The sequence below is a fragment of the Polaribacter sp. KT25b genome (assembly GCF_900105145.1).
Lineage (GTDB): Bacteria > Bacteroidota > Bacteroidia > Flavobacteriales > Flavobacteriaceae > Polaribacter.
In genome coordinates, this window is the sequence record NZ_LT629752.1 from 442,711 (window position 1) to 466,426 (window position 23,716).

Annotated in this window: 23 protein-coding genes, 1 tRNA gene and 1 riboswitch; all 24 genes read left to right on the top strand. The window is 30.7% G+C overall.

Annotated elements, in window-relative coordinates; all coding sequences use genetic code 11:
• Positions 1 to 109: 109 nt before the first annotated feature.
• On the top strand, positions 110 to 1,321 hold the full coding sequence (locus tag BLT70_RS01755) for a polysaccharide lyase family 7 protein (RefSeq protein WP_091890725.1): 1,212 nt from the start codon (positions 110 to 112) through the stop codon (positions 1,319 to 1,321).
• Between the two features lie 96 nt (positions 1,322 to 1,417).
• Positions 1,418 to 1,837, top strand: a complete 420-nt coding sequence (locus tag BLT70_RS01760) for an Rrf2 family transcriptional regulator (protein WP_091890728.1) — start codon at positions 1,418 to 1,420, stop codon at positions 1,835 to 1,837.
• A gap of 35 nt (positions 1,838 to 1,872) precedes the next feature.
• The gene (locus BLT70_RS17360; protein ID WP_231962786.1) at positions 1,873 to 3,093 is read left to right on the top strand and encodes an acyloxyacyl hydrolase; all 1,221 of its coding nucleotides are present in this window, start codon (positions 1,873 to 1,875) and stop codon (positions 3,091 to 3,093) included.
• Between the two features lie 228 nt (positions 3,094 to 3,321).
• Positions 3,322 to 3,585, top strand: coding sequence for a DUF2061 domain-containing protein (locus BLT70_RS01775; protein WP_091890731.1), 264 nt, complete (start codon positions 3,322 to 3,324; stop codon positions 3,583 to 3,585).
• Positions 3,585 to 4,199: a phosphoadenosine phosphosulfate reductase family protein gene (locus BLT70_RS01780; RefSeq protein ID WP_091897322.1), complete on the top strand. Its 615-nt coding sequence runs from the start codon at positions 3,585 to 3,587 to the stop codon at positions 4,197 to 4,199. The genes BLT70_RS01775 and BLT70_RS01780 overlap by 1 nt, the downstream gene beginning before the upstream one ends.
• Before the next feature lie 9 nt (positions 4,200 to 4,208).
• Complete coding sequence (cysD, locus tag BLT70_RS01785; protein ID WP_091890733.1) at positions 4,209 to 5,114, top strand: sulfate adenylyltransferase subunit CysD; 906 nt, start codon at positions 4,209 to 4,211, stop codon at positions 5,112 to 5,114.
• 101 nt (positions 5,115 to 5,215) lie between these two features.
• Entirely contained in the window at positions 5,216 to 6,463 is a 1,248-nt protein-coding gene (locus BLT70_RS01790; protein WP_091890736.1) for a sulfate adenylyltransferase subunit 1, read from the top strand.
• Between the two features lie 45 nt (positions 6,464 to 6,508).
• Positions 6,509 to 8,602 (top strand): HEPN domain-containing protein, encoded by a 2,094-nt coding sequence (locus tag BLT70_RS01795; protein WP_091890739.1) that lies wholly within the window; start codon positions 6,509 to 6,511, stop codon positions 8,600 to 8,602.
• Positions 8,603 to 8,619: 17 nt separating this feature from the next.
• A complete protein-coding gene (gene cobA / locus BLT70_RS01800) occupies positions 8,620 to 9,390 on the top strand; it encodes a uroporphyrinogen-III C-methyltransferase (RefSeq protein ID WP_091890742.1) in 771 nt (256 codons plus the stop codon).
• Positions 9,391 to 9,394: 4 nt separating this feature from the next.
• A complete protein-coding gene (locus BLT70_RS01805; RefSeq protein ID WP_091890745.1) occupies positions 9,395 to 9,973 on the top strand; it encodes a bifunctional precorrin-2 dehydrogenase/sirohydrochlorin ferrochelatase in 579 nt (192 codons plus the stop codon).
• A gap of 169 nt (positions 9,974 to 10,142) precedes the next feature.
• Positions 10,143 to 11,198, top strand: coding sequence for an NAD(P)/FAD-dependent oxidoreductase (locus BLT70_RS01810; protein ID WP_091890748.1), 1,056 nt, complete (start codon positions 10,143 to 10,145; stop codon positions 11,196 to 11,198).
• A 234-nt stretch (positions 11,199 to 11,432) separates the two neighbouring features.
• Positions 11,433 to 11,762, top strand: coding sequence for a 2Fe-2S iron-sulfur cluster-binding protein (locus BLT70_RS01815; protein ID WP_091890751.1), 330 nt, complete (start codon positions 11,433 to 11,435; stop codon positions 11,760 to 11,762).
• 9 nt (positions 11,763 to 11,771) lie between these two features.
• Positions 11,772 to 12,530 (top strand): serine O-acetyltransferase EpsC, encoded by a 759-nt coding sequence (gene epsC, locus BLT70_RS01820; RefSeq protein WP_091890754.1) that lies wholly within the window; start codon positions 11,772 to 11,774, stop codon positions 12,528 to 12,530.
• Between the two features lies 1 nt (position 12,531).
• Positions 12,532 to 13,419, top strand: a complete 888-nt coding sequence (gene cysM / locus BLT70_RS01825; RefSeq protein WP_091890757.1) for a cysteine synthase CysM — start codon at positions 12,532 to 12,534, stop codon at positions 13,417 to 13,419.
• A gap of 60 nt (positions 13,420 to 13,479) precedes the next feature.
• A riboswitch (SAM riboswitch) is annotated at positions 13,480 to 13,585 on the top strand.
• A gap of 51 nt (positions 13,586 to 13,636) precedes the next feature.
• Positions 13,637 to 14,638 (top strand): homocysteine S-methyltransferase family protein, encoded by a 1,002-nt coding sequence (locus tag BLT70_RS01830; protein WP_091890760.1) that lies wholly within the window; start codon positions 13,637 to 13,639, stop codon positions 14,636 to 14,638.
• 67 nt (positions 14,639 to 14,705) lie between these two features.
• Positions 14,706 to 14,987: an antibiotic biosynthesis monooxygenase gene (locus tag BLT70_RS01835; protein WP_091890763.1), complete on the top strand. Its 282-nt coding sequence runs from the start codon at positions 14,706 to 14,708 to the stop codon at positions 14,985 to 14,987.
• The gene (gene metH / locus BLT70_RS01840) at positions 14,984 to 17,659 is read left to right on the top strand and encodes a methionine synthase (RefSeq protein ID WP_091890766.1); all 2,676 of its coding nucleotides are present in this window, start codon (positions 14,984 to 14,986) and stop codon (positions 17,657 to 17,659) included. The genes BLT70_RS01835 and metH overlap by 4 nt, the downstream gene beginning before the upstream one ends.
• Positions 17,660 to 17,718: 59 nt before the next feature.
• On the top strand, positions 17,719 to 17,955 hold the full coding sequence (locus tag BLT70_RS01845; protein WP_091890769.1) for a hypothetical protein: 237 nt from the start codon (positions 17,719 to 17,721) through the stop codon (positions 17,953 to 17,955).
• A 226-nt stretch (positions 17,956 to 18,181) separates the two neighbouring features.
• The gene (gene metF, locus BLT70_RS01850; RefSeq protein WP_091890772.1) at positions 18,182 to 19,138 is read left to right on the top strand and encodes a methylenetetrahydrofolate reductase [NAD(P)H]; all 957 of its coding nucleotides are present in this window, start codon (positions 18,182 to 18,184) and stop codon (positions 19,136 to 19,138) included.
• A gap of 15 nt (positions 19,139 to 19,153) precedes the next feature.
• Entirely contained in the window at positions 19,154 to 19,279 is a 126-nt protein-coding gene (locus BLT70_RS17500) for a hypothetical protein (RefSeq protein ID WP_302847799.1), read from the top strand.
• A gap of 65 nt (positions 19,280 to 19,344) precedes the next feature.
• Positions 19,345 to 19,662, top strand: coding sequence for a thioredoxin (trxA, locus tag BLT70_RS01855; RefSeq protein WP_091890777.1), 318 nt, complete (start codon positions 19,345 to 19,347; stop codon positions 19,660 to 19,662).
• A 65-nt stretch (positions 19,663 to 19,727) separates the two neighbouring features.
• Complete coding sequence (locus BLT70_RS01860) at positions 19,728 to 20,651, top strand: DUF58 domain-containing protein (RefSeq protein WP_172824371.1); 924 nt, start codon at positions 19,728 to 19,730, stop codon at positions 20,649 to 20,651.
• A 64-nt stretch (positions 20,652 to 20,715) separates the two neighbouring features.
• A tRNA-Asp gene (locus tag BLT70_RS01865) sits at positions 20,716 to 20,789 on the top strand.
• 117 nt (positions 20,790 to 20,906) lie between these two features.
• A complete protein-coding gene (locus BLT70_RS01870; protein WP_091890780.1) occupies positions 20,907 to 23,654 on the top strand; it encodes an outer membrane beta-barrel protein in 2,748 nt (915 codons plus the stop codon).
• Positions 23,655 to 23,716: the final 62 nt, after the last annotated feature.

Consider the following 23,716-nt stretch of genomic DNA (forward strand, 5'->3'; position numbering starts at 1 on the left):
GATTAAATGTATTTTTGTCCATAATAGAATTTTAAATAAAAATGAATTCTGTTTCTTAATTTATAATTATTTTTAATTCATCATTTTTTAAACAATTTCAAAGTATCTTATGAAGTTATTTTTCAATTTTTTTACGGTTTTAGTTCTTTTATTTTCATTCTTTAGTTGTTCTAAGGATTCAAGTACAGTAGAAGAGTCTGGCAGTTTGTCATTATCTACATTAACAGTTTTTTCTGCAGATGGAGAATCGAAATCAATTAGAGTAACATCTAATTTAAATTGGACAGCAAATGTTGATGAAAATTGGATTTCTATTACTCCTTCGGGTGGAGCAAATAGTGAATCAATACTTGTTTCCGTTGATGAAAACACAACAAATAGTGATCGTTCTGGAGAATTAACTGTTAGTGGAGGAAGTCTTTCTAGAGTGATAACTATAGAACAATCAGCAAATGGAGATAATCAATCTTCAAGTGGTTTAGATTCCAATAAATCACCTTCAGAAAATTTTGATTTATCAACCTGGAATTTAAGCATTCCTGTAAATAAAGGTGATGGAACCGCAACGACAATTACTGTATCACAATTAAATAATAAGTACGAAAATGATGCTTATTTCTATACAGCAGATGATGGAGGTATGGTTTTTAAATGTCCTGTTGATGGTTATAAAACATCTACAGGTACTAGTTATACAAGAGTAGAATTGCGTGAAATGCTAAGAGGTACAAATACTAGTATTAGTACACAAGGTGTAAATAAGAATAATTGGGTTTTTGGTACTGCTCCGCAAGCAGATATAAATGCTGCAGCTGCTTTTGATGGAGAAATGTCTGCTACTCTTTCTGTAAATCACGTAACTACTACAGGAGATTCTAGTCAAAAAGGACGTGTAATTGTAGGTCAAATTCACGCAAATGATGATGAACCTATTCGTCTTTATTATAGAAAATTAGCCAATAATACTTTAGGATCTATTTATTTTGCTCACGAACCAACAGATGGAAATGGAAGTGAACAATGGCATGACATGATTGGTTCTAGAAGTAGTAGTGCTTCTAATCCAATAGATGGAATTGCGTTGGATGAGAAATTTAGCTATACCATTAATGTTGTTGGAGATGCTTTAACGGTTACAATTATTAGAGAAGGTAAAGATGATGTTGTTAAAACTGTTGATATGAAAAATAGTGGCTTTAATGTAAGCGGACAATATATGTATTTTAAAGCAGGTGTTTATAATCAAAATAATTCTGGAGATGCAGATGATTATGTACAAGCTACTTTTTACGCTTTAGAAAAAACACATACAACAAACTAAGAGGCTTTTATTAATTTTTTAGTTATTAGAATTTAGATTTAAAGTTATCCTACTATTTTAGTATGGTAATTGCATTAAATTATGTAATTTTGTTTTATGCTTTCAAAGAAAACAAAATACGGAATAAAGGCACTTACTTATTTAGCAAGACAGGAAAACAAAACTCCTGTATCTATTGCTACAATATCTAAGAGTGAAAGCATTTCTTTAAAATTTTTAGAAAGCATTCTGTTAACACTTCGTAAAAACGGATTATTAGGTTCTAAAAAAGGCAAAGGAGGTGGTTATTACCTTTTAAAAGAGCCTAGCGAAATTCAGATGACAGTTGTAATGCGTATTTTAGAAGGGCCAATTGCTATGGTTCCTTGCGTAAGTTTAAATTTCTATGAAAAGTGCGATGATTGTCCTGATGAAAATATCTGTGCTGTAAACAAATTAATGATGCAATTTAGAGATAGTTCATTACAAATTTTTAGAAATACTACTTTGGCAGATTTAACATTTAAGAAAGCTTAAAGTGTTATTTTTTTAAATAAATTGAACTAATTCTGATGAAAAAAAACGTTGTATTCTTTTTAATTTTTCTGATTTCCTTCGCTGTTTTTAGTCAAGAAGAAAATGAATCAAAAACGAAACTTACAAACTTTTTATCAAAATCTTATTATAGCATCAATTTAGGAGGGATTTTTTATCCGTTTTCAAACGATAACTTAATTGATGGATATAAAACCGAAACTTTTAGTAGAAATTGGTTTTCTGGTAGATTGTTATTAGGACATAAATTAACTGGGGATTTAGCAGTTCAATTTGGTACAATGAGACCAGCATCTTGGTTTAAATATGATAACGTAAACAATATTGGTTATGATAGAAGTGTTTGGATTAATGCTTGGTCATTATCACTTAAAAAAGATTTTAAACTCCATAGTAATACTACTTTCTATGCTGAAGCAGGAATTGCAAATTTAACAAGATTTGGTTTTTCAATAAATGATAAAGAAATTTATAAAGACGCACATTACGCAAGTTTATTGTATGGTTTTGGTGTGCAGCATAAGTTAAATGATAAATGGAGATTGTCTTTAAACGGAACTTTTTTACCGAAATCAACAAAGCAAAATCAACCTTCAATATCTCAAGTTTCTTTAGGTTTTGAGTATCATTTACAGCAGCTTCAGGGTAAAAAGGCGCTCCAATTTGCAAATAATGATTATTTTTTTCCAAAAAATATTTTTCAAGTAAGTTACGGCACAAGTGCTATTGGTTTTGGTGTAAATCGTTTTTTTGGGATGAGCTTAAAAGTAGGTAATTTCGAAAGTTTTGGAATTCCTATTTTTTGGGTTGGAGAAGTAAAAGCAAAACATGCTTTTTCTCTAACTTATCAAAGATTAATTTTTAGAACAGAAAAGATTTTTTCTTTAGATTGGGGAACAAGTATAACTGCATTTCAATCTGAATTAACCAACGAAAATGTGTTTGCTTTTTCAATATTTCCTGTTTTACGTTTTTATTTATTAAGAAAAAAAGGATTTGATTTTTATACAAACTATTCTATAATTGGCCCAACCTATTTAACGAAAAGTAATATTGATGGTTTGGATTCTGGACCAAAAATTACGTATCAAGACACTATGGGTTTTGGTTTTTTCTTCGGAAAAAAAAGAGCGTATAACTTTGAATTACGAATCATGCATTATTCAAATGGAAATATTTTTACAAAAAATGATGGTGTTGCAGTTCCTCTTCAATTTACTTTAGGTAAAACGTTTTAAGTCTTTTAAAACGTCTATTTTTTCTATCTTTTTTGATGTTGTAATATTTATATCGCTAAATCCTTTTAGTGGTTCTATATTCTTAAATAAATAGTCTTTTTTTTATTAATCTATTAAATCTATAGGGTTTTAGTAATTTTTAAGAATCTTCTATGACTTTTTGCTTATAAATAATGTATGTTTGCATACCCTATTAATTGAATAGGGTAATTAAAAGACTTAATTATTATGATTGCAGATCAAATGATTTTTAGTAAAAAAATAGAAAGTCAGAGTTTTGAAGAGGATAAAACTTCAGAAAAACCAGTAAGAAGTATTGCAAAAGCATTAAGCTGGAGAATAGTTGGAACACTAGATACATTAGTGGTTTCATATATTTTAACAGGTAAAATTGCATTAGCAGCATCAATAGCATCAGTAGATTTTATAACAAAACTAATTTTATATTTCTTTCACGAGAGAATATGGAATAAAATAAAATGGGGAAAATAATGAGCCTAGATTTAGATAAAATAAACAAAGACCTTAAAGGTAAAAGTCCGGCAGAAATTATAGCTTGGGCTATTTCTTTTGCAAAAAAACCGGTAATTACAACCAACTTTAGACCATATGAAGTTGCAATTTTAAAAGCAGTTACAGATGTTCAAAGAGACATTAAAGTAATTTGGTGTGATACGGGTTACAATACTGTACAAACGTATAAACATGCAGAAGAAATTATAGAAAAATTGAATTTAAACATTCACTTGTATACACCAAAGCAAACTGCTGCTCATAGAAATGTAGTTTTAGGAGTTCCGTCAATAGAAGATCCTAAACATGTTCTTTTTACAGAACAAGTAAAGTTAGAGCCATTTACAAGAGCAATGAAAGAACATCAGCCAGATGTTTGGTTTACAAATTTAAGAAAAGGACAAACTGCTTTTAGAAATAGCATAGACGTTGTTTCTGTAAGTAAAGACGGAATTATAAAAGTTAGTCCTTTTTACAACAGTACAGATGAACAATTAGATGCTTATTTAGAAGAAAAGAATTTACCAAACGAATTCACTTATTTCGATCCTACAAAAGTAGAAAGTAACAGAGAATGTGGTTTACACATCTAAAACAGAATTATGAGTAATAAAATAATACAAGTAGATGCTTTAGAAAGCGAAGCAATTTATATTTTTAGAGAAGTGGTAGCTCAGTTTGAAAAACCTGTGTTATTATTTTCTGGAGGAAAAGACAGTATAACATTAGTGCGTTTAGCACAAAAAGCATTCTATCCTGCAAAAATTCCTTTCCCATTAATGCATATTGATACAGGTCATAATTTTCCTGAAACCATAGAGTTTAGAGATCGTTTAGCAAAAGAATTAGGTGTTGAGTTAATTGTAAGAAATGTACAAGACAATATTGACTCTGGTAGAGTAAAAGAAGAAACTGGTAGATATGCAAGTAGAAATATGTTGCAAACAGAAACTTTATTAGACGCAATTGAAGAGTTTGGTTTTGATGCATGTATTGGAGGTGCAAGACGTGATGAAGAAAAAGCAAGAGCTAAAGAAAGAATCTTTTCTGTAAGAGATGATTTTGGTCAGTGGGATGAAAAAAACCAACGTCCAGAAGTATTCGATATGTTAAACGGTCGTATAGATTTAGGTCAGAATGTTCGTGTTTTTCCTATTTCTAATTGGACAGAATTAGATGTTTGGTCTTATATAGAGCAAGAAGATATCGAAATTCCATCTATTTATTTTGCACACAAAAGAAAGATATTTGTTAGAGACGGAATGATTTGGTCTGCAGACGATGCAGTTGTGTATAGGGATAAAGAAGAAGTTGTAGAGGAAAGAATGGTTCGTTTTAGAACTGTTGGAGATATGAGTTGTACAGCAGCAGTTTTATCTGATGCTGTAGATATTGCAAAAGTAGTAGAAGAAATTAGAGATTCTTCCATTTCCGAAAGAGGTGCAAGAATAGATGATAAAAGATCGGAAGCTGCAATGGAAAAAAGAAAACAACAAGGGTATTTCTAGAAAATAGCCTTTAGCTTTTGGCTGTTAGCCATTAGTAAAAATTAAAAATGAATACAAATTAAGCTAAAAGCCAAAAGCTAATAGCGAACAGCTGATAAAAAATGAAAGTATTAAAAATAGCAACAGCAGGAAGTGTAGATGATGGTAAGAGTACCTTAATTGGTCGTATTTTATACGATACAAAATCACTAACTGATGATAAATTAGAAGCAATAGAAGAAAAAAGTAGACAAAGAGGTTTTGACTATTTAGATTTTTCTTTAGCAACTGATGGTTTGGTTGCAGAAAGAGAACAAGGAATTACAATTGATGTAGCACATATCTATTTTTCTACACCATCAAAAAGTTTCATTATTGCAGATACTCCTGGTCATATAGAGTACACAAGAAACATGGTTACAGGTGCTTCAACAGCACAAGCTTCTATTGTTTTAATTGATGCAAGAAACGGCGTTGTAGAACAAACTTACAGACACTTTTTTATCAATAATCTATTGAGAATTAAAGATGTTGTAATTGCGATAAATAAAATGGATTTAGTTGATTTTTCTGAAGAAAAATTCAATGCAATCAAAGGAGAAATCGAATATTTAGCAAGTAAAAGCGAGTATAAAGGTCAGAATTTAACCTTCATTCCTTTATCAGCTTTACAAGGAGATAATGTTGTACAAAAATCTGAAAATACACCTTGGTATAAGGGAGAAACATTAATGCATCATTTAGAGAGATTAGAGCCAGAAGATATTAATGATGAATCTCAAACGCGTTTTCCAGTTCAAACTGTAATTAGACCTAAAACAGAAGAGTATCACGATTTTAGAGGATATGCAGGTAAAATTTATGGAGGAGATTTAGCTGTTGGAGATGAAGTTGCTGTTTTACCTTCGCAAACAAAATCGAAAATTAAAACGATTAATTTTTTCGATAAAGAATTCGAAACTGCTAAAAGAGGAAGTTCTGTAACAATTACTTTAGAAGATAATGTAAATGTAAGTAGAGGAGATATGTTAGTAAAAACAAATGAAGAGCCAACAATTGCAAAGCAATTAGATGCAACCATTTGTTGGATGGATAAAGAGCCTTTACAAGCTTCTCAAAAATATTATATTAAACATGGTGTAAATGATGCACAAGCAAAAATTACACAATTGTCTAGCATTATAAAAACAGATTTTTCAGGGAAAGAAGAAAATCCATCAGCATTAGAATTAAATCAAATAGGTGAAATTCAATTAAAGTTAAGCAAACCACTAGCTTTTGATTCCTATGAAGACAATAAATCTAATGGATCTTTCATTTTAATCAATCCAAAATCGAACAATACAGTAGGAGTTGGTTTTATAAAATAAACCAATTACTAATCACCAACCACCATTACCAACCAATATTTAATCATGCAGAGTTTTAGAACCGAAATAGAAAATCCTGTTGTAGAAAGAGATATTATAGAATTAGCAGATAAAATTGCAGCATTCAATAATCTACAAATAGATGAAGAAAAATTTAGGAGTTTACGTTTAGCAAGAGGAGTCTACGGTCAGCGTCAAGAAGGCGTGCAAATGATTCGTATAAAACTACCTTATGGTAAAGTAATGAGTAATCAATTACGTAGAATTTCTGAAGTTTCAGATGAATATTCTAGAGGAAGATTACACATAACAACACGTCAAGATATTCAAATTCATTATGTGGATTTAAATAGAACTCCAGAATTATGGGCAGAATTAGAACGTGACGATGTTACGTTAAGAGAAGCTTGTGGTAATGTTGTTAGAAATGTAACCGCTTCAGAAACTGCAGGAATAGATGTTGATGAACCTTTTGATGTTTCTCCTTATGCAGATGCACTATACAAATTCTTTTTACGTAACCCAATTTGTCAAGAGATGGGACGTAAATTCAAGGTGTCTTTTTCATCTACAGATGAAGATACAGGTTTGTCTTATTTACACGATTTAGGATATATAGCTAAAGTACAAGATGGAGTAAGAGGTTTTAAAGTGATGGTTGCAGGAGGATTAGGTTCACAACCAAGACATGCAGAAACTTTGTATGAGTTTTTACCTTCAGATAAAATTATTCCAGTAATGGAAGGTGTTTTAAGAATTTTTGATCGTTATGGTGAACGTAAAAGTAGAGCCAAAGCTAGAATGAAATTCTTGTTAAAAGATATCGGTTTAGAAGCTTTTAGAGATTTAATTGAACAAGAACAAAATGCAATTGAATTAAAAACTGTTGCAATTGATGCAGATTCTTATGTGCCATCAACCCCAGTTTCTGTAGAAGCACCAAAAGTAGAAATTAAAGACCAAACTGTGTTTGAATTATGGAAATCAACAAACTTAATTCCTCAAAAACAAGAAGGTTTTGTTGCTGTCGGAATTAAAGTTTTATTAGGAGATTTTTATACAGATAAAGCAAGATTGTTAGCAGATTTAGTAGATGAATATGCAGCTGGAGAAATCAGATTAACATTGCGTCAAAACATAGTGATTCCTTTTGTAAAAGAAGATTTAGTTCCTTATTTCTATCAAGAATTAGAAAAATTAGATTTTGTAGAAGCGGGTTATAACAAAGCAGTAGATATTACAGCGTGTCCAGGAACAGATACTTGTAATTTAGGAATTGCAAGTAGTACAGGGATTTCTGTAGAATTAGAAAGAATAATTGCAGCAGATTATCCACAATATTTAAAAAACGAAGATCTTGTTATTAAGATTAGTGGTTGTATGAATGCTTGTGGACAACACAATATGGCAAACATTGGTTTTCAAGGAATGACGGTTAGAACACCAGATAAATTAGTGGCACCTGCTTTACAAGTTTTATTAGGTGGAGGTAATTTAGGAAATGGAAATGGAACTTTTGCAGATAAAGTTGTAAAAGTACCAAGTAAAAGAGGGCCTGAAGCTTTACGTAGAATTTTAAATGATTTTGAAGCTAATGCAAACGGAAAACAATTTGTTGAATATTATAAAGAAAAAGGAGAAAAGTACTTCTATGATTTCTTAAATGATTTACAAGATGTTTCTAATTTAACGCAAGAAGATTTTATTGATTGGGGAGAATCAGAAAAGTATGTAAAAGAAATCGGAATTGGAGAATGTGCAGGTGTTGTCATCGATTTAATTGCTACTTTATTTTTAGAAAGTGATGAAAAAATAGCCAATGCAAAAGAAGCTTTTGAAAACAAAGTATATTCTGGAGCAATTTATTATGCTTATCAATCTATTGTAAATTCAGCAAAAGCGTCATTATTAGCAGAAAATAAGAAAACAAATACGCATGCAAGTATCATTTCTCAATTTGACGAATTATTTATTACATCAGAAAAAATAGATTTAGGGTCTTCTTTTGCCGATTTAATATATCAAATCAATAAATTTGCTCCAACAGCAGAATTTGCAAAGAAATATATTAATGATGCGAATAGGTTTTTACAAAAAGTAAGAGCTTATAGAGAATCTGAAACAACAATAGCGCAATAAGCTATTAAAAGAATACAATGAGTAAAAAAACACCAAAGTTAACAGTAGTAGGTGCTGGCCCTGGAGATATAGATTTAATCACAGTAAAAGCCATTAAAGTTTTAAGAACTGCAGATGTTGTTTTGTATGATGCTTTGGTAAATGAAGAATTGTTAGATTATATCAATCCAGAAGCAGAACAAATTTTTGTAGGAAAAAGAAGAGGATGTTACACTTATCAACAAGAACAAATTAATGAGTTAATTGTAGAAAGAGCAAAAGCTTTTGGACATGTAGTTCGCTTAAAAGGTGGTGATCCTTTTATTTTTGGTAGAGGAGCAGAAGAAATGGAATTTGTTGCAAATTTAGGTGTAGAGGTTGCTGTCGTTCCAGGAATTTCATCATCGTTAGCAGTTGCTGCATATCAAAACATACCTTTAACAAAACGCGGAAGTGCAGAAAGTTTTTGGGTAATTACAGGTACAACAAAAGATCATAAAATTTCTAATGATATTGAGTTGGCTGCAAAATCGAATGCAACTGTAGTTGTTTTAATGGGAATGAGTAAGTTGCCTCAAATTGTAAAGTTGTTTCAAGCTGAAGGTAAAAATAATTTACCAGTTGCAATTATTCAAAGAGGAACAACTCCTAGAGAAAAAGTTGGAATTGGAACTGTAGATACTATTGAAAGTATTGTTGTAGAAAAGGAATTAAAAAATCCAGCAATTATTGTTTTAGGAGAAGTTGTAAAGCATCGTCAAGCAATTTTAGATATTCAACAACAATTTGCAAACGATTTAAAAGGATAGTTTTATGGAAAGAAATAATTTATATCCTATTTTCTTAAAAACAAAAAACCTTGAAGTTTTAATTGTTGGTGGAGGTTTTGTAGCTGAAGAAAAATTAACTTTTTTGTTAAAATCAAGTCCAGATGCTAATGTAACAATGGTTTCACCTTTTTTTAGGGAAGGAACTATCGAGTTGGCAAAAAAAGGGTGTGTTACTTTAGTTACAGATTCGTATCAAAAAAAGTATTTACTTGGCAGACACATTGTAGTAGCAACAACAGATATCCCTGAAGTAAATGTACAAGTTTGGAAAGATTGTAGAGCGGAAGCAAAATTAGTTAACGTTGCAGATAATCCGCCTTATTGTGATTTTTATATGGGAGGAATTGTAACCAAAGGAAATGTAAAAGTTGCCATTTCTACAAACGGGAAATCACCTACAACAGCCAAAAGATTACGTCAGTTTTTTGAGGAAGTAATTCCAGAAAATATTGACGATTTAGTGAAGAATTTAAACGAATATAGAAAAACCATCAAAGGAGACTTTGAAGAAAAAGTAGAAAAACTAAACGAGTTTACGAAGAGTTTAGTAGAAAAAAAGTAGATTAGAAACTGTCATTGCAAATAAAGTGAAGCAATCTCTCTGTAAATAGAGATCTTTAGACTTCATTACATTTCGCTCAAGATGACAAAAGTTTGTCATTTCGAACGAAGCTTTAGCGGAGTTGAGAAATCTCAACAAAATATTAAATAATATAAGGATTATAAACAAGATGATTACAACAGATATATTAATTATTGGTGCAGGACCAACAGGATTATTTACAATTTTTGAAGCAGGTTTATTAAAATTAAAATGTCATTTAATTGATGCATTACCACAACCTGGAGGGCAATGTTCAGAGATTTATCCGAAAAAACCAATTTATGATATTCCTGCATATCCAGAAATTTTAGCAGGTGATTTAACACATAAGTTAATAGAACAAACTAAACAATTTGAACCTGGTTTTACTTTAGGAGAAAGAGCAGAAACTATAGACAAGCAAGAAGATGGTACTTTTATTGTAACAACCAATAAAGGAACAAAACATCATGCAAAAATTGTTGCAATTGCAGGTGGTTTAGGTTCTTTTGAACCAAGAAAACCTAAGTTAGATAATATTACTAAGTTTGAAGATAATGGAGTTGAGTACATCATTAAAGAGCCTGAGTTTTACAGAGATAAAAATGTAGTAATTGCAGGTGGAGGAGATTCTGCTTTAGATTGGTCTATATTTTTAGCTGATGTTGCAAAATCTGTAACTTTAGTACATAGACGTAACGAGTTTAGAGGAGCTTTAGATTCTGTAGAAAAAGTACAAGAATTAAAAGATGCTGGTAAGATTACTTTAATTACTCCTGCAGAAATTACAGCCATTTTAGGTGATGATAAAGTAACGGGTGTTACTGTTCAAAAGAAAGGAGAAGAACCTGTAGATGTAGAAACAGATCATTTTATTCCTTTATTTGGATTATCTCCAAAATTAGGTCCAATTGCAAATTGGGGATTAGAAATCGAGAAAAATGCAATTAAGGTAAATAATGCCTTAGATTATCAAACAAATATTCCAGGAATTTACGCTATTGGTGATGTAAATACATATCCAGGAAAATTAAAATTGATTCTTTGTGGTTTTCACGAAGCAACTTTAATGTGTCAAAGTGCATACAAAAGAATCTTTCCAGACAAGAAATATGTAATGAAATATACTACAGTTGGTGGTGTAGAAGGTTTTGATGGAACTAAAAAAGAAGCGCCAAAAGCAGTTGTAAAAGCAATTCATTAATTTTTTTAGAAGCTATTTTCAGCTTTCAGCACTCGCTTTTTTGCTCCAAAAAGCAAAAAGAGCTCAAACAAATGCTTCAATCTGGGCTAGACTTGTCTGAATCAAGTAGCTTTCTTGCAATTAATTGCGAATTTAAACCATAACGGCTTTCTTGTTTATTTAAAAACAATCTAAGTGTAAATTTGTTAGGTTTGTATAAATTTGCAGACAACATAAATAAAGAAAAATAGATAGATGCAAGACATCAATATTAAAATAACAGACAGAAATGGTCAAACACATGAGGTTGTTGCACCAACAGATATGGCAATGAACCTAATGGAAGTTGTTCGTTCTTACGAATTAGCAGAAGAAGGAACAATTGGTATTTGTGGAGGTATGGCTATGTGTGCTTCTTGTCAATGTTATGTAAATTCAGAGCATGAATTGCCAGAAATGACAGATGATGAAGATGCTATGTTAGCAGAAGCATTTAATGTAGAAGATAATAGTAGATTAGGTTGTCAGATTCAAATGACACCAGAAATGGAAGGTTTAGAGGTAACTTTAGCACCAGAAATGTAAAACGCTACAATGAAAGAAACGGCACAAATAGTTACGTTTAAAAACTACAGCATGTGTTTAAGAGATGCCGTAGAAGTTTTTACCAAACAGTTAATTAATAATTTGTTTGATGAACGCCATTTGTCTGAAAGTGGACCAGAAACAAGATTGAAATTTCTTAAAATTTTAGAACGATTATCCGTTGAAAACGGAGAAAATTTGTGGAATGATTTTGAAAACTCTTTTGTTTCTATACGTCAAAAATTAGATTTAGATGCTGCGGCTGCAGAAAAAAATGATCCTGCTGCTAAAAGTTTAGAAGAAATTTATTTAGCGTATCCAGGTTTTTATGCAATTGCAGTGTATCGTTTAAGTCACCAATTATTAAAATTAGGAATTCCTGTTTTTCCAAGAATAATGAGCGAGTTTGCACATAGTAAAACGGGTACAGATATTCATCCAGGAGCAGAAATAGGAGATTCTTTTTTTATAGATCATGCAACAGGAATTGTTATTGGAGAAACGACCATTATTAAAGAGAATGTACAGATTTTTCAGGGAGTTACCTTAGGCGGAATTCAAGTAAAGAAAAGTTTAGCATCTACTAAAAGACACCCTACTATTGAAAGTGGTGTGGTTATTTATGCAAATGCTACTATTTTAGGAGGAGATGTTGTTATAGGAAAAAACTCAGTAATTGGTGCCAATGTTTGTATTATGGAATCAGTACCAGAAAACTCTGTAGTTACAGTGCAATTAGAAAATAATATTTTTCAAAAAAGAAATTAAAATGCAAACCAAAAGTATCATAGATTTTGTTGGAAATACGCCGCTTGTAGAAGTGCAAAACATATTTAAAAAAGAAGGGGTAACTTTATTGTTAAAGCTAGAAGGAAACAATCCTGGAGGTAGCGTTAAAGACAGAGCTGCTTATTATATGATTTCTGAGGCTATCAAAAGAAAAAATATAAGAAAAGGAGATACTTTGGTAGAAGCAACCAGTGGAAACACGGGTATAGCATTAGCTTTAATGGCAAAAGTTTTAGGGGTGAATATGGTAATTACAATGCCAGAAAACTCTACTATAGAACGTGTTAAAACAATGCGTGCTTACGGAGCAAAAGTAATCTTAACTCCGGCAGATAAAGGGATGGAAGGTGCTATTGATTATGCATTAAAACTGAAATATAAAAAAGGATATTTTAGATTAAATCAGTTTGATAATTTTGATAACCCGAAAGCACATTTTAATACAACGGGCCCAGAGATTTGGAGAGATACAGAAGGAGAGGTAACTCATTTTGTTTCTGCAATGGGAACAACGGGAACCATAACTGGGGTATCTGATTATTTAAAACAACAAAACCAAAACATTACTATTATTGGAGCACAACCTAAAGATGGAGCTAAAATTCCTGGAATTAGAAAATGGTCTGAAGAATATATGCCTGCTATTTTTAAACCCAAAAAAATAGATACAGTATTAGAAGTAGGGGAAGAAGAAGCAAGAGAAATGACCATTCGTTTAGCCAAAGAAGAAGGTGTTTTTGCAGGAATGAGCAGTGGAGGATCTGTTGCTACGGCAATAAAAGTGGCTAATTCTATAGATAAAGGTGTTGTGGTTGCTATAATTTGTGATAGAGGAGACCGTTACTTATCATCAGATATCTACGAATAAATTATAAAAACAAGAAAAAAGTTCGTTACTTTGTAGCGTAATTAGTTCATTTATTTAATATTGTTATCAAGAAAGGTTGAGGGATTAGACCCAAGGAAGCCTTGGCAACCCTTTATCTTTAAAGAAGGTGCTAATTTCTACTGCGAGATAAACAGAGAGATAACGGAAAAAATGTCAATTCTTCTTTTCCTGATAACACAAAAATTAATTTTCAGGAATGTCAAATATATACAAAGCTTTACAAGAAAGAATTTTGGTTTTAGATGGTGCAATGGGTACCATGTTGCAAGCCTATAAATTTACGGAAGAAGATTTTAGAGGAGAGCGCTTTAAGGATTATCCAACACCATTACAAGGTAACAACGATTTGTTATCTATTACCCAACCAGAAGCTATTAAAACCATTCATGGTAAATACTTTGAAGCGGGTGCAGATATTATAGAAACCAATACCTTTTCAGGAACAACTATTGCTATGGCAGATTATCAGATGGAAGATTTAGTCTACGAGCTAAACTTTCAATCTGCAAAAATTGCCAAAGAAGTTGCAAATGAGTTTACAGCAAAAGAACCTCACAAACCTCGTTTTGTAGCCGGTTCTATTGGTCCTACAAACAGAACAGCAAGTATGTCTCCAGATGTAAATGATCCTGGTTATAGAGCTGTAACCTTTAATGAGTTACGTATTGCATACAAACAACAAATAGAAGCTTTAGTAGACGGTGGTGTAGATTTACTTTTAGTAGAAACCGTGTTCGATACCTTAAATGCAAAAGCTGCTTTATTTGCCATCGAAGAAGTAAAAGACGAGAGAGGAATTGATATTCCTACCATGCTAAGCGGTACGATTACAGACGCTTCTGGTAGAACATTGTCAGGACAAACGGCAGAAGCATTTTTAATTTCAGTTTCTCATATTCCGTTATTATCTGTTGGGTTTAACTGTGCTCTAGGCGCTAGTTTATTGCAACCACATTTAGAAGCCATAGCAAGTAAAACAGACTTTGCAATATCTGCACATCCAAATGCAGGTTTACCAAATGCTTTTGGTGAGTATGATGAAACAGCAGAAGAAATGGGAGAGCAAATAGAAGAATATTTAAAGAGAAATTTAATTAATATTATTGGAGGTTGTTGCGGTACATCGCCAGAACATATTAAAGAAATTGCTACCATTGCGGCAAAATACAAGCCGAGAGAATTTGTAGTAAATGAATAGTTTTTAGATATAAAAAAGGTAGTTAATACTGCGTAAGCAGAATTATAAAAAAATAAATTATAAGTAAGTGGTTTTAGAAGTAGCTGTTTTAAACATAAAAAAAGGGCTGTCAAAAGATTTTGAAGCTAGTTTTAAGAAGGCAGAAAGCATTATTTCTTCTAAAAAAGGATATGTTTCTCATCAATTGAAAAAATGTATCGAACAAAAAGATAAATATATCTTACTTGTAAATTGGGAAACAATTGAAGATCACGAAATTGGATTTAGAAAATCTGATGAATATAAAGAATGGAAAGAGTTATTACATCATTTTTATGATCCTTTTCCTATAGTAGAACATTACATATGAAAGTGAAACAAACAAAATATATGCATTTATCAGGATTAGAACCTCTAGTCTTGAATGAGAACAGCAATTTTATTAATGTAGGTGAACGTACAAATGTTGCGGGGTCTCGTAAGTTTTTAAGATTGATAAAAAACGAGCAATTTGATGAAGCCTTAGACATTGCAAGACATCAAGTAGATGGAGGGGCACAAATTATCGATATTAATTTTGATGACGGTTTAATTGATGGAAAACAAGCCATGGTTCGTTTTCTAAATTTAATTGCTGCAGAACCAGATATTTGTAGAGTGCCAATTATGATTGATAGCTCTAAATGGGAAATTATAGAAGCTGGTTTGCAAGTTGTACAAGGAAAATGTGTTGTAAATTCTATTTCACTTAAAGAAGGAAAAGAAAAATTTATTTGGGAAGCAAAACAAATAAAACGTTATGGAGCTGCGGTAATTGTAATGGCTTTTGATGAAGTAGGACAGGCAGATAATTATGATCGTAGAATTGAAATTGCTAAAAAATCGTATGATATTTTAGTAAATGAAGTTGGTTTTCCTAGTGAAGACATCATTTTCGATTTAAATATATTTCCTGTTGCCACAGGGATGGATGAACATAGAAAAAATGCCATCGATTTTATTGAAGCAACTCGTTGGGTAAGACAAAATTTACCAAATGTTTCTGTAAGTGGGGGTGTAAGTAACGTGTCGTTTTCTTTTAGAGGAAATGACGGAGTAAGAGAAGCAATGCATTCTGTATTCTTATATTATGCTATTCAAGCTGGTATGAATATGGGAATTGTAAACCCTGCACTTTTAGAAGTGTATGATAACATACCAAAAGATTTACTAGAATATGTAGAAGATGTAATTCTAGATAGAAGAGAAGACGCAACAGAGCGTTTATTAGATTTTGCAGAAACTGTAAAAGGTTCGAAAGTAGAAAAAACAGTAGATTTATCTTGGAGAGAAAACCCTTTACAAGATAGAATTACACATGCGTTAGTAAAAGGAATCGATGCTTTTATTATAGAAGATATAGAACAAGCAAGGCAAGAAGCAGCAGCACCAATAGAAGTGATTGAAGGTCATTTAATGATTGGTATGAATGTGGTGGGAGATTTATTTGGAGCAGGAAAAATGTTTTTGCCACAAGTAGTAAAATCTGCGCGTGTAATGAAAAAAGCGGTAGGGTATTTAAATCCGTTTATTGAAGCAGAAAAAGGCGATAAGCAAGAACCTGTTGGTAAAATTTTAATGGCAACCGTAAAAGGAGATGTGCATGATATTGGTAAAAACATTGTAAGTGTTGTTTTGGCGTGTAATAACTACGAAATTGTAGATTTAGGCGTAATGGTTCCGCCAGAAAAGATTATTGAAATGGCCATTAGCGAGCGTGTAGACGCAATTGGTTTGTCTGGTTTAATTACACCTTCTTTAGATGAAATGGTGTATTTAGCAAAAGAAATGCAACGCCAAAATTTTGTATTGCCTTTGTTAATTGGTGGCGCAACAACTTCTAAAGCGCATACAGCTGTTAAAATAGATACACAATATACCAATGCAGTTGTGCATGTAAATGATGCTTCTAGGGCAGTAACGGTTGTAGGAGATTTATTAAACAAAAAAACCTCTCATGCATATGTTGCCGAGTTAAAGAAAAATTATGATGAGTTTAGAACCAAATTTTTAAAAAGAGGTAAAGAAAAATCATATATTTCTATTGATGAAGCTCGCAAGCGTAAATACAAAATTGATTGGAAAACTTCTGAGATTGTAAAACCAAAAGAATTAGGAATTCAGACTTTAGAGCAGTTAAGTTTAAAAGAATTAGTTCCTTTTATAGATTGGAGTCCGTTTTTTAGAAGTTGGGATTTACATGGTAAATTTCCTGATATCTTAAAGGATGATCTTGTTGGTGAACAGGCTACAATTATGTACGATGAAGCCCAAGCAATGATTAAAGAAATTATTGCAAAGCAACTGTTAAAACCAAAAGCAATTTTTGGTTTGTTTGAAGCAAATACTATAAATGACGATGATATTTCTGTAAAGAAAAAAGGGGGAGAAGAATTTATTTTTAGAACTTTACGTCAGCAATTAAAGAAAAGAGAAGGTATACCAAATCACGCATTATCAGATTTTATTGCACCAAAAGAAACTGGGGTTACAGATTACATTGGGGCATTTTGTGTAGGTATTTTTGGTGCGCAAGAATTGGCAGAAAGTTATAAGGCAAAAGAAGATGATTATAATGCAATTATGGCGCAAGCAATTGCAGATCGTTTTGCAGAAGCCATGGCAGAATATTTGCATAAACAAATTAGAACAAAACATTGGGGTTATGTTGCCGATGAAAGTTTAACAAACGAGGATTTAATAAAGGAAAGTTACAACGGAATTCGTCCTGCACCAGGTTATCCTGCTTGTCCAGATCATTTAGAAAAAGAAACCATTTGGGATTTACTTAAAGTTGAAGAAAAAATAGGAGTTACCTTAACAGAAAGTATGGCAATGTGGCCTGGAGCAGCTGTTTCTGGATATTATTTTGCAAACAAAGAAGCTAAGTATTTTGGTTTGGGTAAAATTACAGACGATCAAGTAACGGATTATTCAACAAGAAAGGGAATTACAAAAGAGAAAGCCAGAAAATGGTTACATCCTATTTTAGCAGAAGAATAATAATTAATCTTAAAAGGTTTTAAAACCCTTTTAGGTTTTTTCTTACATAAAGAGCATATATGGAGTTTATAGAATTGCATTTAGGAAGTTATATTATTTCTCATGGTTTTGATAAAAACAATAAAGAGAAAATGACTCCTATTGTTGCTGATAAATTTGGAAAAAAATTAATTGCAGTTTCTAGAATCAAATCTTTAAGTCAAAAATATATTTTAACAGATTATGTAGATGGGAGATGGATATATTGGGAATACAAAGAAGATTACGAAGACGTAAAAAAGCTGCTAAATAGATAGCGTTAGCGATTGAAAAGGCATCCTTTTTATGCTGAACACGTTTCAGTAACTTTAGGTTAGTAGAATTGCAGTTAATAGAAATTACAGATGCTAAAATAAATTCGGCATAAAAAGATATAGTGTAAAGCGCGACCCTTGTGGTAACGCCCAAAAAATAAGTTTAGAGTTGTAAAGTTGAGGTTTATAAAACGAATAACGAACAGCGAATAACGAACAACAAAATAAAATGAAAGTTACAGATCACATTAAAAATGCAAATGGCAAAACATTATTTTCTTTTGAAGTAATACCGCCTCAGAAAGGAAAAAACATTCAAGATTTATATAATAATATAGATCCGTTAATGGAATTCAATCCGCCTTTTATAGATGTTACAACTTCTAGAGAAGAGTACGTTTATTTAGATAAAGGAAACGGGCTTTTAGATAAAAGAATTACCAGAATGCGCCCTGGAACTGTTGGTATTTGTGCGTCTATTATGCATAAATATAAGGTGGATGCAATTCCGCATTTATTATGCGGAGGTTTTACCAAAGAAGAAACAGAATATGTTTTGGTAGATTGTCATTATTTAGGGCTAGATAATGTGATGGCTTTACGTGGAGATTCTATGAAAGATGAATCGTATTTTAAACCAACAAAAGGAGGAAATGCTTTTGCTAGTGATTTGGTAGATCAAATTGCAAACTTGAATAAAGGGCAATATTTACATGATGATATAAATGTAGAGCATCACTCAGATTTTTGTATTGGTGTTGCTGGTTATCCAGAAAAACATATGGAAGCTCCGTCTTTAGTTTCAGATTTAAGACGATTAAAAGCAAAAGTGGATGCTGGTGCAGATTATGTGGTAACGCAGATGTTTTTTGATAATAATAAATATTTTGAGTTTGTAAAAGCAGCTAAAGAAATAGGAATTAATGTTCCTATTATTCCAGGAATTAAACCTTTAGCTGTTAAAAGACACTTACAAATTTTACCACAAGTATTTAAAATTGATTTACCGCAAGATTTAATAGATGCTGTATACGATTGTAAGGATAATAAAGCTGTAAGACAGGTTGGTGTAGAATTTGCAATTCAGCAATCTAAAGAGTTATTAGCAGCAGGAGTTCCTGTTTTACATTATTACTCTATGGGGAAAAGTGATAATATACAGGCAATTGCATCAGAATTATTTTAAGGAAGTAATTTTTTTATGAGTTTAATATTAAGAATTCATCAGAAAGAAGCTGTAAAAGGGTTGTTTTTTGATGAATTTTTAATTGTAAGCATAAAGACAATTTATAGACAAATAGTAAAAAGTAATTTTTTTGAAAACTAGAAAGTAAATAAATTGTTTACTTTTGTATCTTAAAAGAGAAATAACAATTTTAAAATATAAAGAAAATGGCATTAGAAATAACAGACGCAAATTTTGACGAGTTAGTATTAAAATCTGACAAACCAGTATTAGTAGATTTTTGGGCTGCATGGTGTGGGCCTTGTAGAATGGTTGGACCAATTGTTGATGAAATTCATGCAGAATATGATGGTAAAGCTATTGTAGGTAAAGTTGATGTAGATGCAAATCAAGAATTTGCAGCAAAATATGGTGTAAGAAATATACCAACTGTTTTAATTTTTAAAAATGGAGAAGTAGTAGATAAACAAGTAGGTGTTGCTCCTAAAAATGTTTATACTGGTAAAATCGATGCTGCTTTATAGTAGTTTAAAAACATATATTTTTAAAAAGGTTTGGCTAACGTCAAACCTTTTTTTATTTTGGTAATATGATAAAAGTGTCTGAAGTTAAATCAGTAGAAATTAAAAATCTAGAGCTACTAGCAAAACAAGTTGTAGAAGGTTTTATAACAGGTATTCATAAAAGTCCGTTTCATGGATTTTCTGTAGAATTTTCTGAACACAAACTATATAATAATGGCGAAAGTACGCGCCATATAGATTGGAAACTATTTGCCAAAACCGAAAAGCTTTATATAAAAAAATACGAAGAAGAAACTAATTTAAGATGTCATATTGTTATTGATAATTCTGCGTCTATGCATTATCCGATAGTAAAAAAACAATCTTTAGATAATTTAAACAAAATAGGTTTTTCTGCGGTTGCAGCAGCTTCTTTAATGGAAATATTAAAAAGACAACGAGATGCTGTAGGTTTAAGTATTTATGCTGATACTTATGAATATTATGCTCCAGAAAAAGGAAGTGAACGTCATAGAAAAATGTTGTTACATCAATTAGAGGAATTATTAGTTTCTAAATCTGATGCAAAAACAGAAACTTACCAGTATTTACATGAAATTGCAGAAAAAATGCACAGACGTTCTTTAATTTTTTTATTTACTGATATGTTTCAGACAAATAAAGATGATAAAAAGCTTTTTGAGGCCTTACGTCATCTAAAATATAACAAACATGAAGTAGTTTTATTCCATACTTATGATGAAAAAACAGAGTTTAACTTCAATTTTGACAATTCACCAAAAAAATTTGTTGATGTAGAAACTGGAGAAGAAATAAATATTTACGCAGAAAATATTCAGGAAAATTATAAGAAATTAGCAGGTAATTTCTTTAAAGAATTGAAAAATAAATGCTTACAATATAAAATTGATTATGTTCCTGTAGATATAAATTCAGGTTTTACTAAGGTGCTTTCAAGTTATTTAATTAGCAGAAAAAATATTTTGTAATTTTTTTACTTTTTTCATTGTGTAATTAAAAAACAGTGTTATATTTGCCACCGCTAACAGCAACGGTTTGGTAGTTCAGCTGGTTAGAATACCTGCCTGTCACGCAGGGGGTCGCGGGTTCGAGTCCCGTCCAGACCGCGAAAAGGTTCATCGAAAGATGAACCTTTTTTCATTTATATGGTTTTCAAAGTATCTTTTTATTTTAATATAATTGTTAATTAATTATCTTTTTTCTTAATTTTGATTTAAAGAATTATGGAAATAAAAAAAGGTATTTTAAAAGCAATAATGTTTGTGTTATTTGTATTTTGTTTTTCTACAAATTACTATTCTCAAAAAACAGGAATTATAGGTGTTGTTGTAGATGATTCAAATCAGCCTTTAGAAATGGTTTCAGTTGCTCTTTTAAGTACTAAAGAGTCTTTATTCTTAAGTTATACAACTACAGATGTCAAGGGTGCTTTTCATATTGATGATATTCCTAAAGACTCAATTTTACTTCAGCTTAATTTTTTAGGTTTTACAACGTACTCTAAAAAGATTATTTATAAAAAAAAGCTCATAGATTTAGATACGATTGTTTTAAAAGAAGATATTAGTTCTTTAGATGAAATTGTAATATCTGCTGTAGTGCCTGTTCAAATTAAAAAAGATACTGTTAGTTTTAATGCCAACTCTTTTAAAGTGAATTATGATGACAATATTGATGGATTGTTAAGTAAATTACCTGGAATTGAAATTGATGAAAATGGAAGTATAGTTACTCAAGGAACAACAGTCACCAAAGTTATGATTGATGGAAAAGAGTTTTTTGGAGGAGATCCATCAATTGTTATGAAAAATATTTCTGCGGATGCAATTGCTAAAGTTGAAATCATTGATAAGAAAAGTGATGAAGCAGAATTAACAGGTGTAAGTGATGGTAATAAAGAAATAGTAATCAATTTTAGATTAAAAAAAGAGAAGAAAAACCGTGGTTTTGGTAAATTGTCTGCTGGTGTTGGTTTAGATAATCGATATTTCGGAAACATTAATTATAATCAATTTAATACTAAAAACCAGTTATCTATTATTGGCAAATTTAATAATATCAATATTACAGGTTCTAATATTCAGGGTTTTTTAGAAAATGCAGATGGCGTTGCAGATGATTCTGGTGATGATACTGATGGCGATTTTTCTAATAATAAAAAAAGTTTAAGCGGCTTTTTAATAACAGCAGTTACTGGTGTTCATTTTGGAACAGAAATTAAAAAGAAAGAATCATTGAGTGGAGATTATTTTTATAATTCATCAGAAAATAGCGGACTTTCAGAAACGAATAGAATTTCTTTTACAAGTCTTAATAATTTTAATTTTAAATCTAAAAATAACTTTTTAAATACTTCAGAAAATCATAATTTAAATTTTAATTATGAAAATAAATCTAGTAAAAAAAGTAGTTTAAGTCTTCGTGGGCTTTTTTATTCTGATGATAGAAATTATAAATTAGACAGAGGTGGTTCGTATTTTAATACTGATGAAGAATTGGTTACAGAAAATAATTTGTCATCAGAAAATAGCAATTTAAAGAAGTTTGGAAATATAAATTTTAATTATTATCAAAGATTACAAAAAAAAGGAAGAAGCTTTAATGTGGGGTTTAATACTGTAATTACAAGTTTAGATAGAGAAAACAATCAAAACATGTTAATTACTAGGGGTTTAAATACTTCTAGTACAACAATGCAAGAGGTAATTACTTTTAGAAATGAGGATAATAGTACGCAATTATTTAATCTACGTTTTAAATATACAGAACCTTTAGGTGGAAATCATTATTTAAATACAGAGGTTTTTGCTGATTTTTTAACAGGAAAAGAGCAAACGAATCAATTTAGAAAAACAATAAAAACAACAACAGTAGAAGATTTATTAGAAATTAATTATAATTATTTTCAAAATATTATGAAATCTAAAATTTCTCATAGTTATAACACTTCTAAATTAAATATTTCATCAGCTTTAGAGTTACAAAATTTAAGGAGAGAATTTGGTCAAGAGCAAGAAGAACAGTTTATTAAAGAACAATTATTTTTTAATCCATCCATCTTTTTTCAGTACAAACCCCAAAGAGGTAGAAAATACAAATTTGTTTATAAAAAATTAATTAAAGCCCCAAGACCAAGTCAAACAAACCCTTTTGTAAATGATTTGAATCCTTATTTTATAAAAACGGGAAATGTAGATTTAAAACCAGAAAAGGTAAATTCTTTTCAGATGCTTTTAAATATTAATGATTTAAAAACATCTTTAGGTTTCAATGCTAAGTTGCAGTACAATCATACAAAAGATGCAATTATTAGAAATATTACAATTGATGACGATTTTATAAGAGCTAGCAGTTATCAAAATAATGGAAAAAAAGAACAATTTAAAGCAGAAGGAAGTTTTACTAAAAAGTTATCAAAATTAGGAATTAGGCTAAGTTTAAAGAATAAATATTTATACAATTCTTCTAATTCTATAATTAATTTTAATTTAAATACAGTTGTTTCAGAAGATTTTTCGACTAATTTTATCATCCAAAATATCAGAAAAAACAAAGTAGATTTAAAAGCTGGTGTTTATTATAGCGAAAACAATACAGGTTTTTCTATAGAAAAAGATTTAGACAGAAAATTTACTACTCAAAAATACTTTGGAATGATAGATTTTGATGTAACTAAAAAATTCAATTTTAATACCCAATTAGATTACATTTTTTATGAAGATAATAGTTTTTCAATTCATCAAGAAATACCAGTTTGGAACGCAGCAATATCTTACTCATTGTCAAAAAGCAATAATATCTTTAAATTAGTTTTTATTGATTTGCTAGATAAAAATGTTGATGTTTTTAGAAGGAGTACTCTTAACTTTTTTGAAGAAACTACTTCACAAAGTTTGGGGAGATATATTATTTTAAGCTATACGTATAAGTTGAATGGTATTGGTAAAAAGAAGAAAAGTGCAAAAGCGTAGAATTTTCTAAAACTGTTTATCAGAATTTATAATTTTAGCTATTATTTTTTCTGATTTAAATA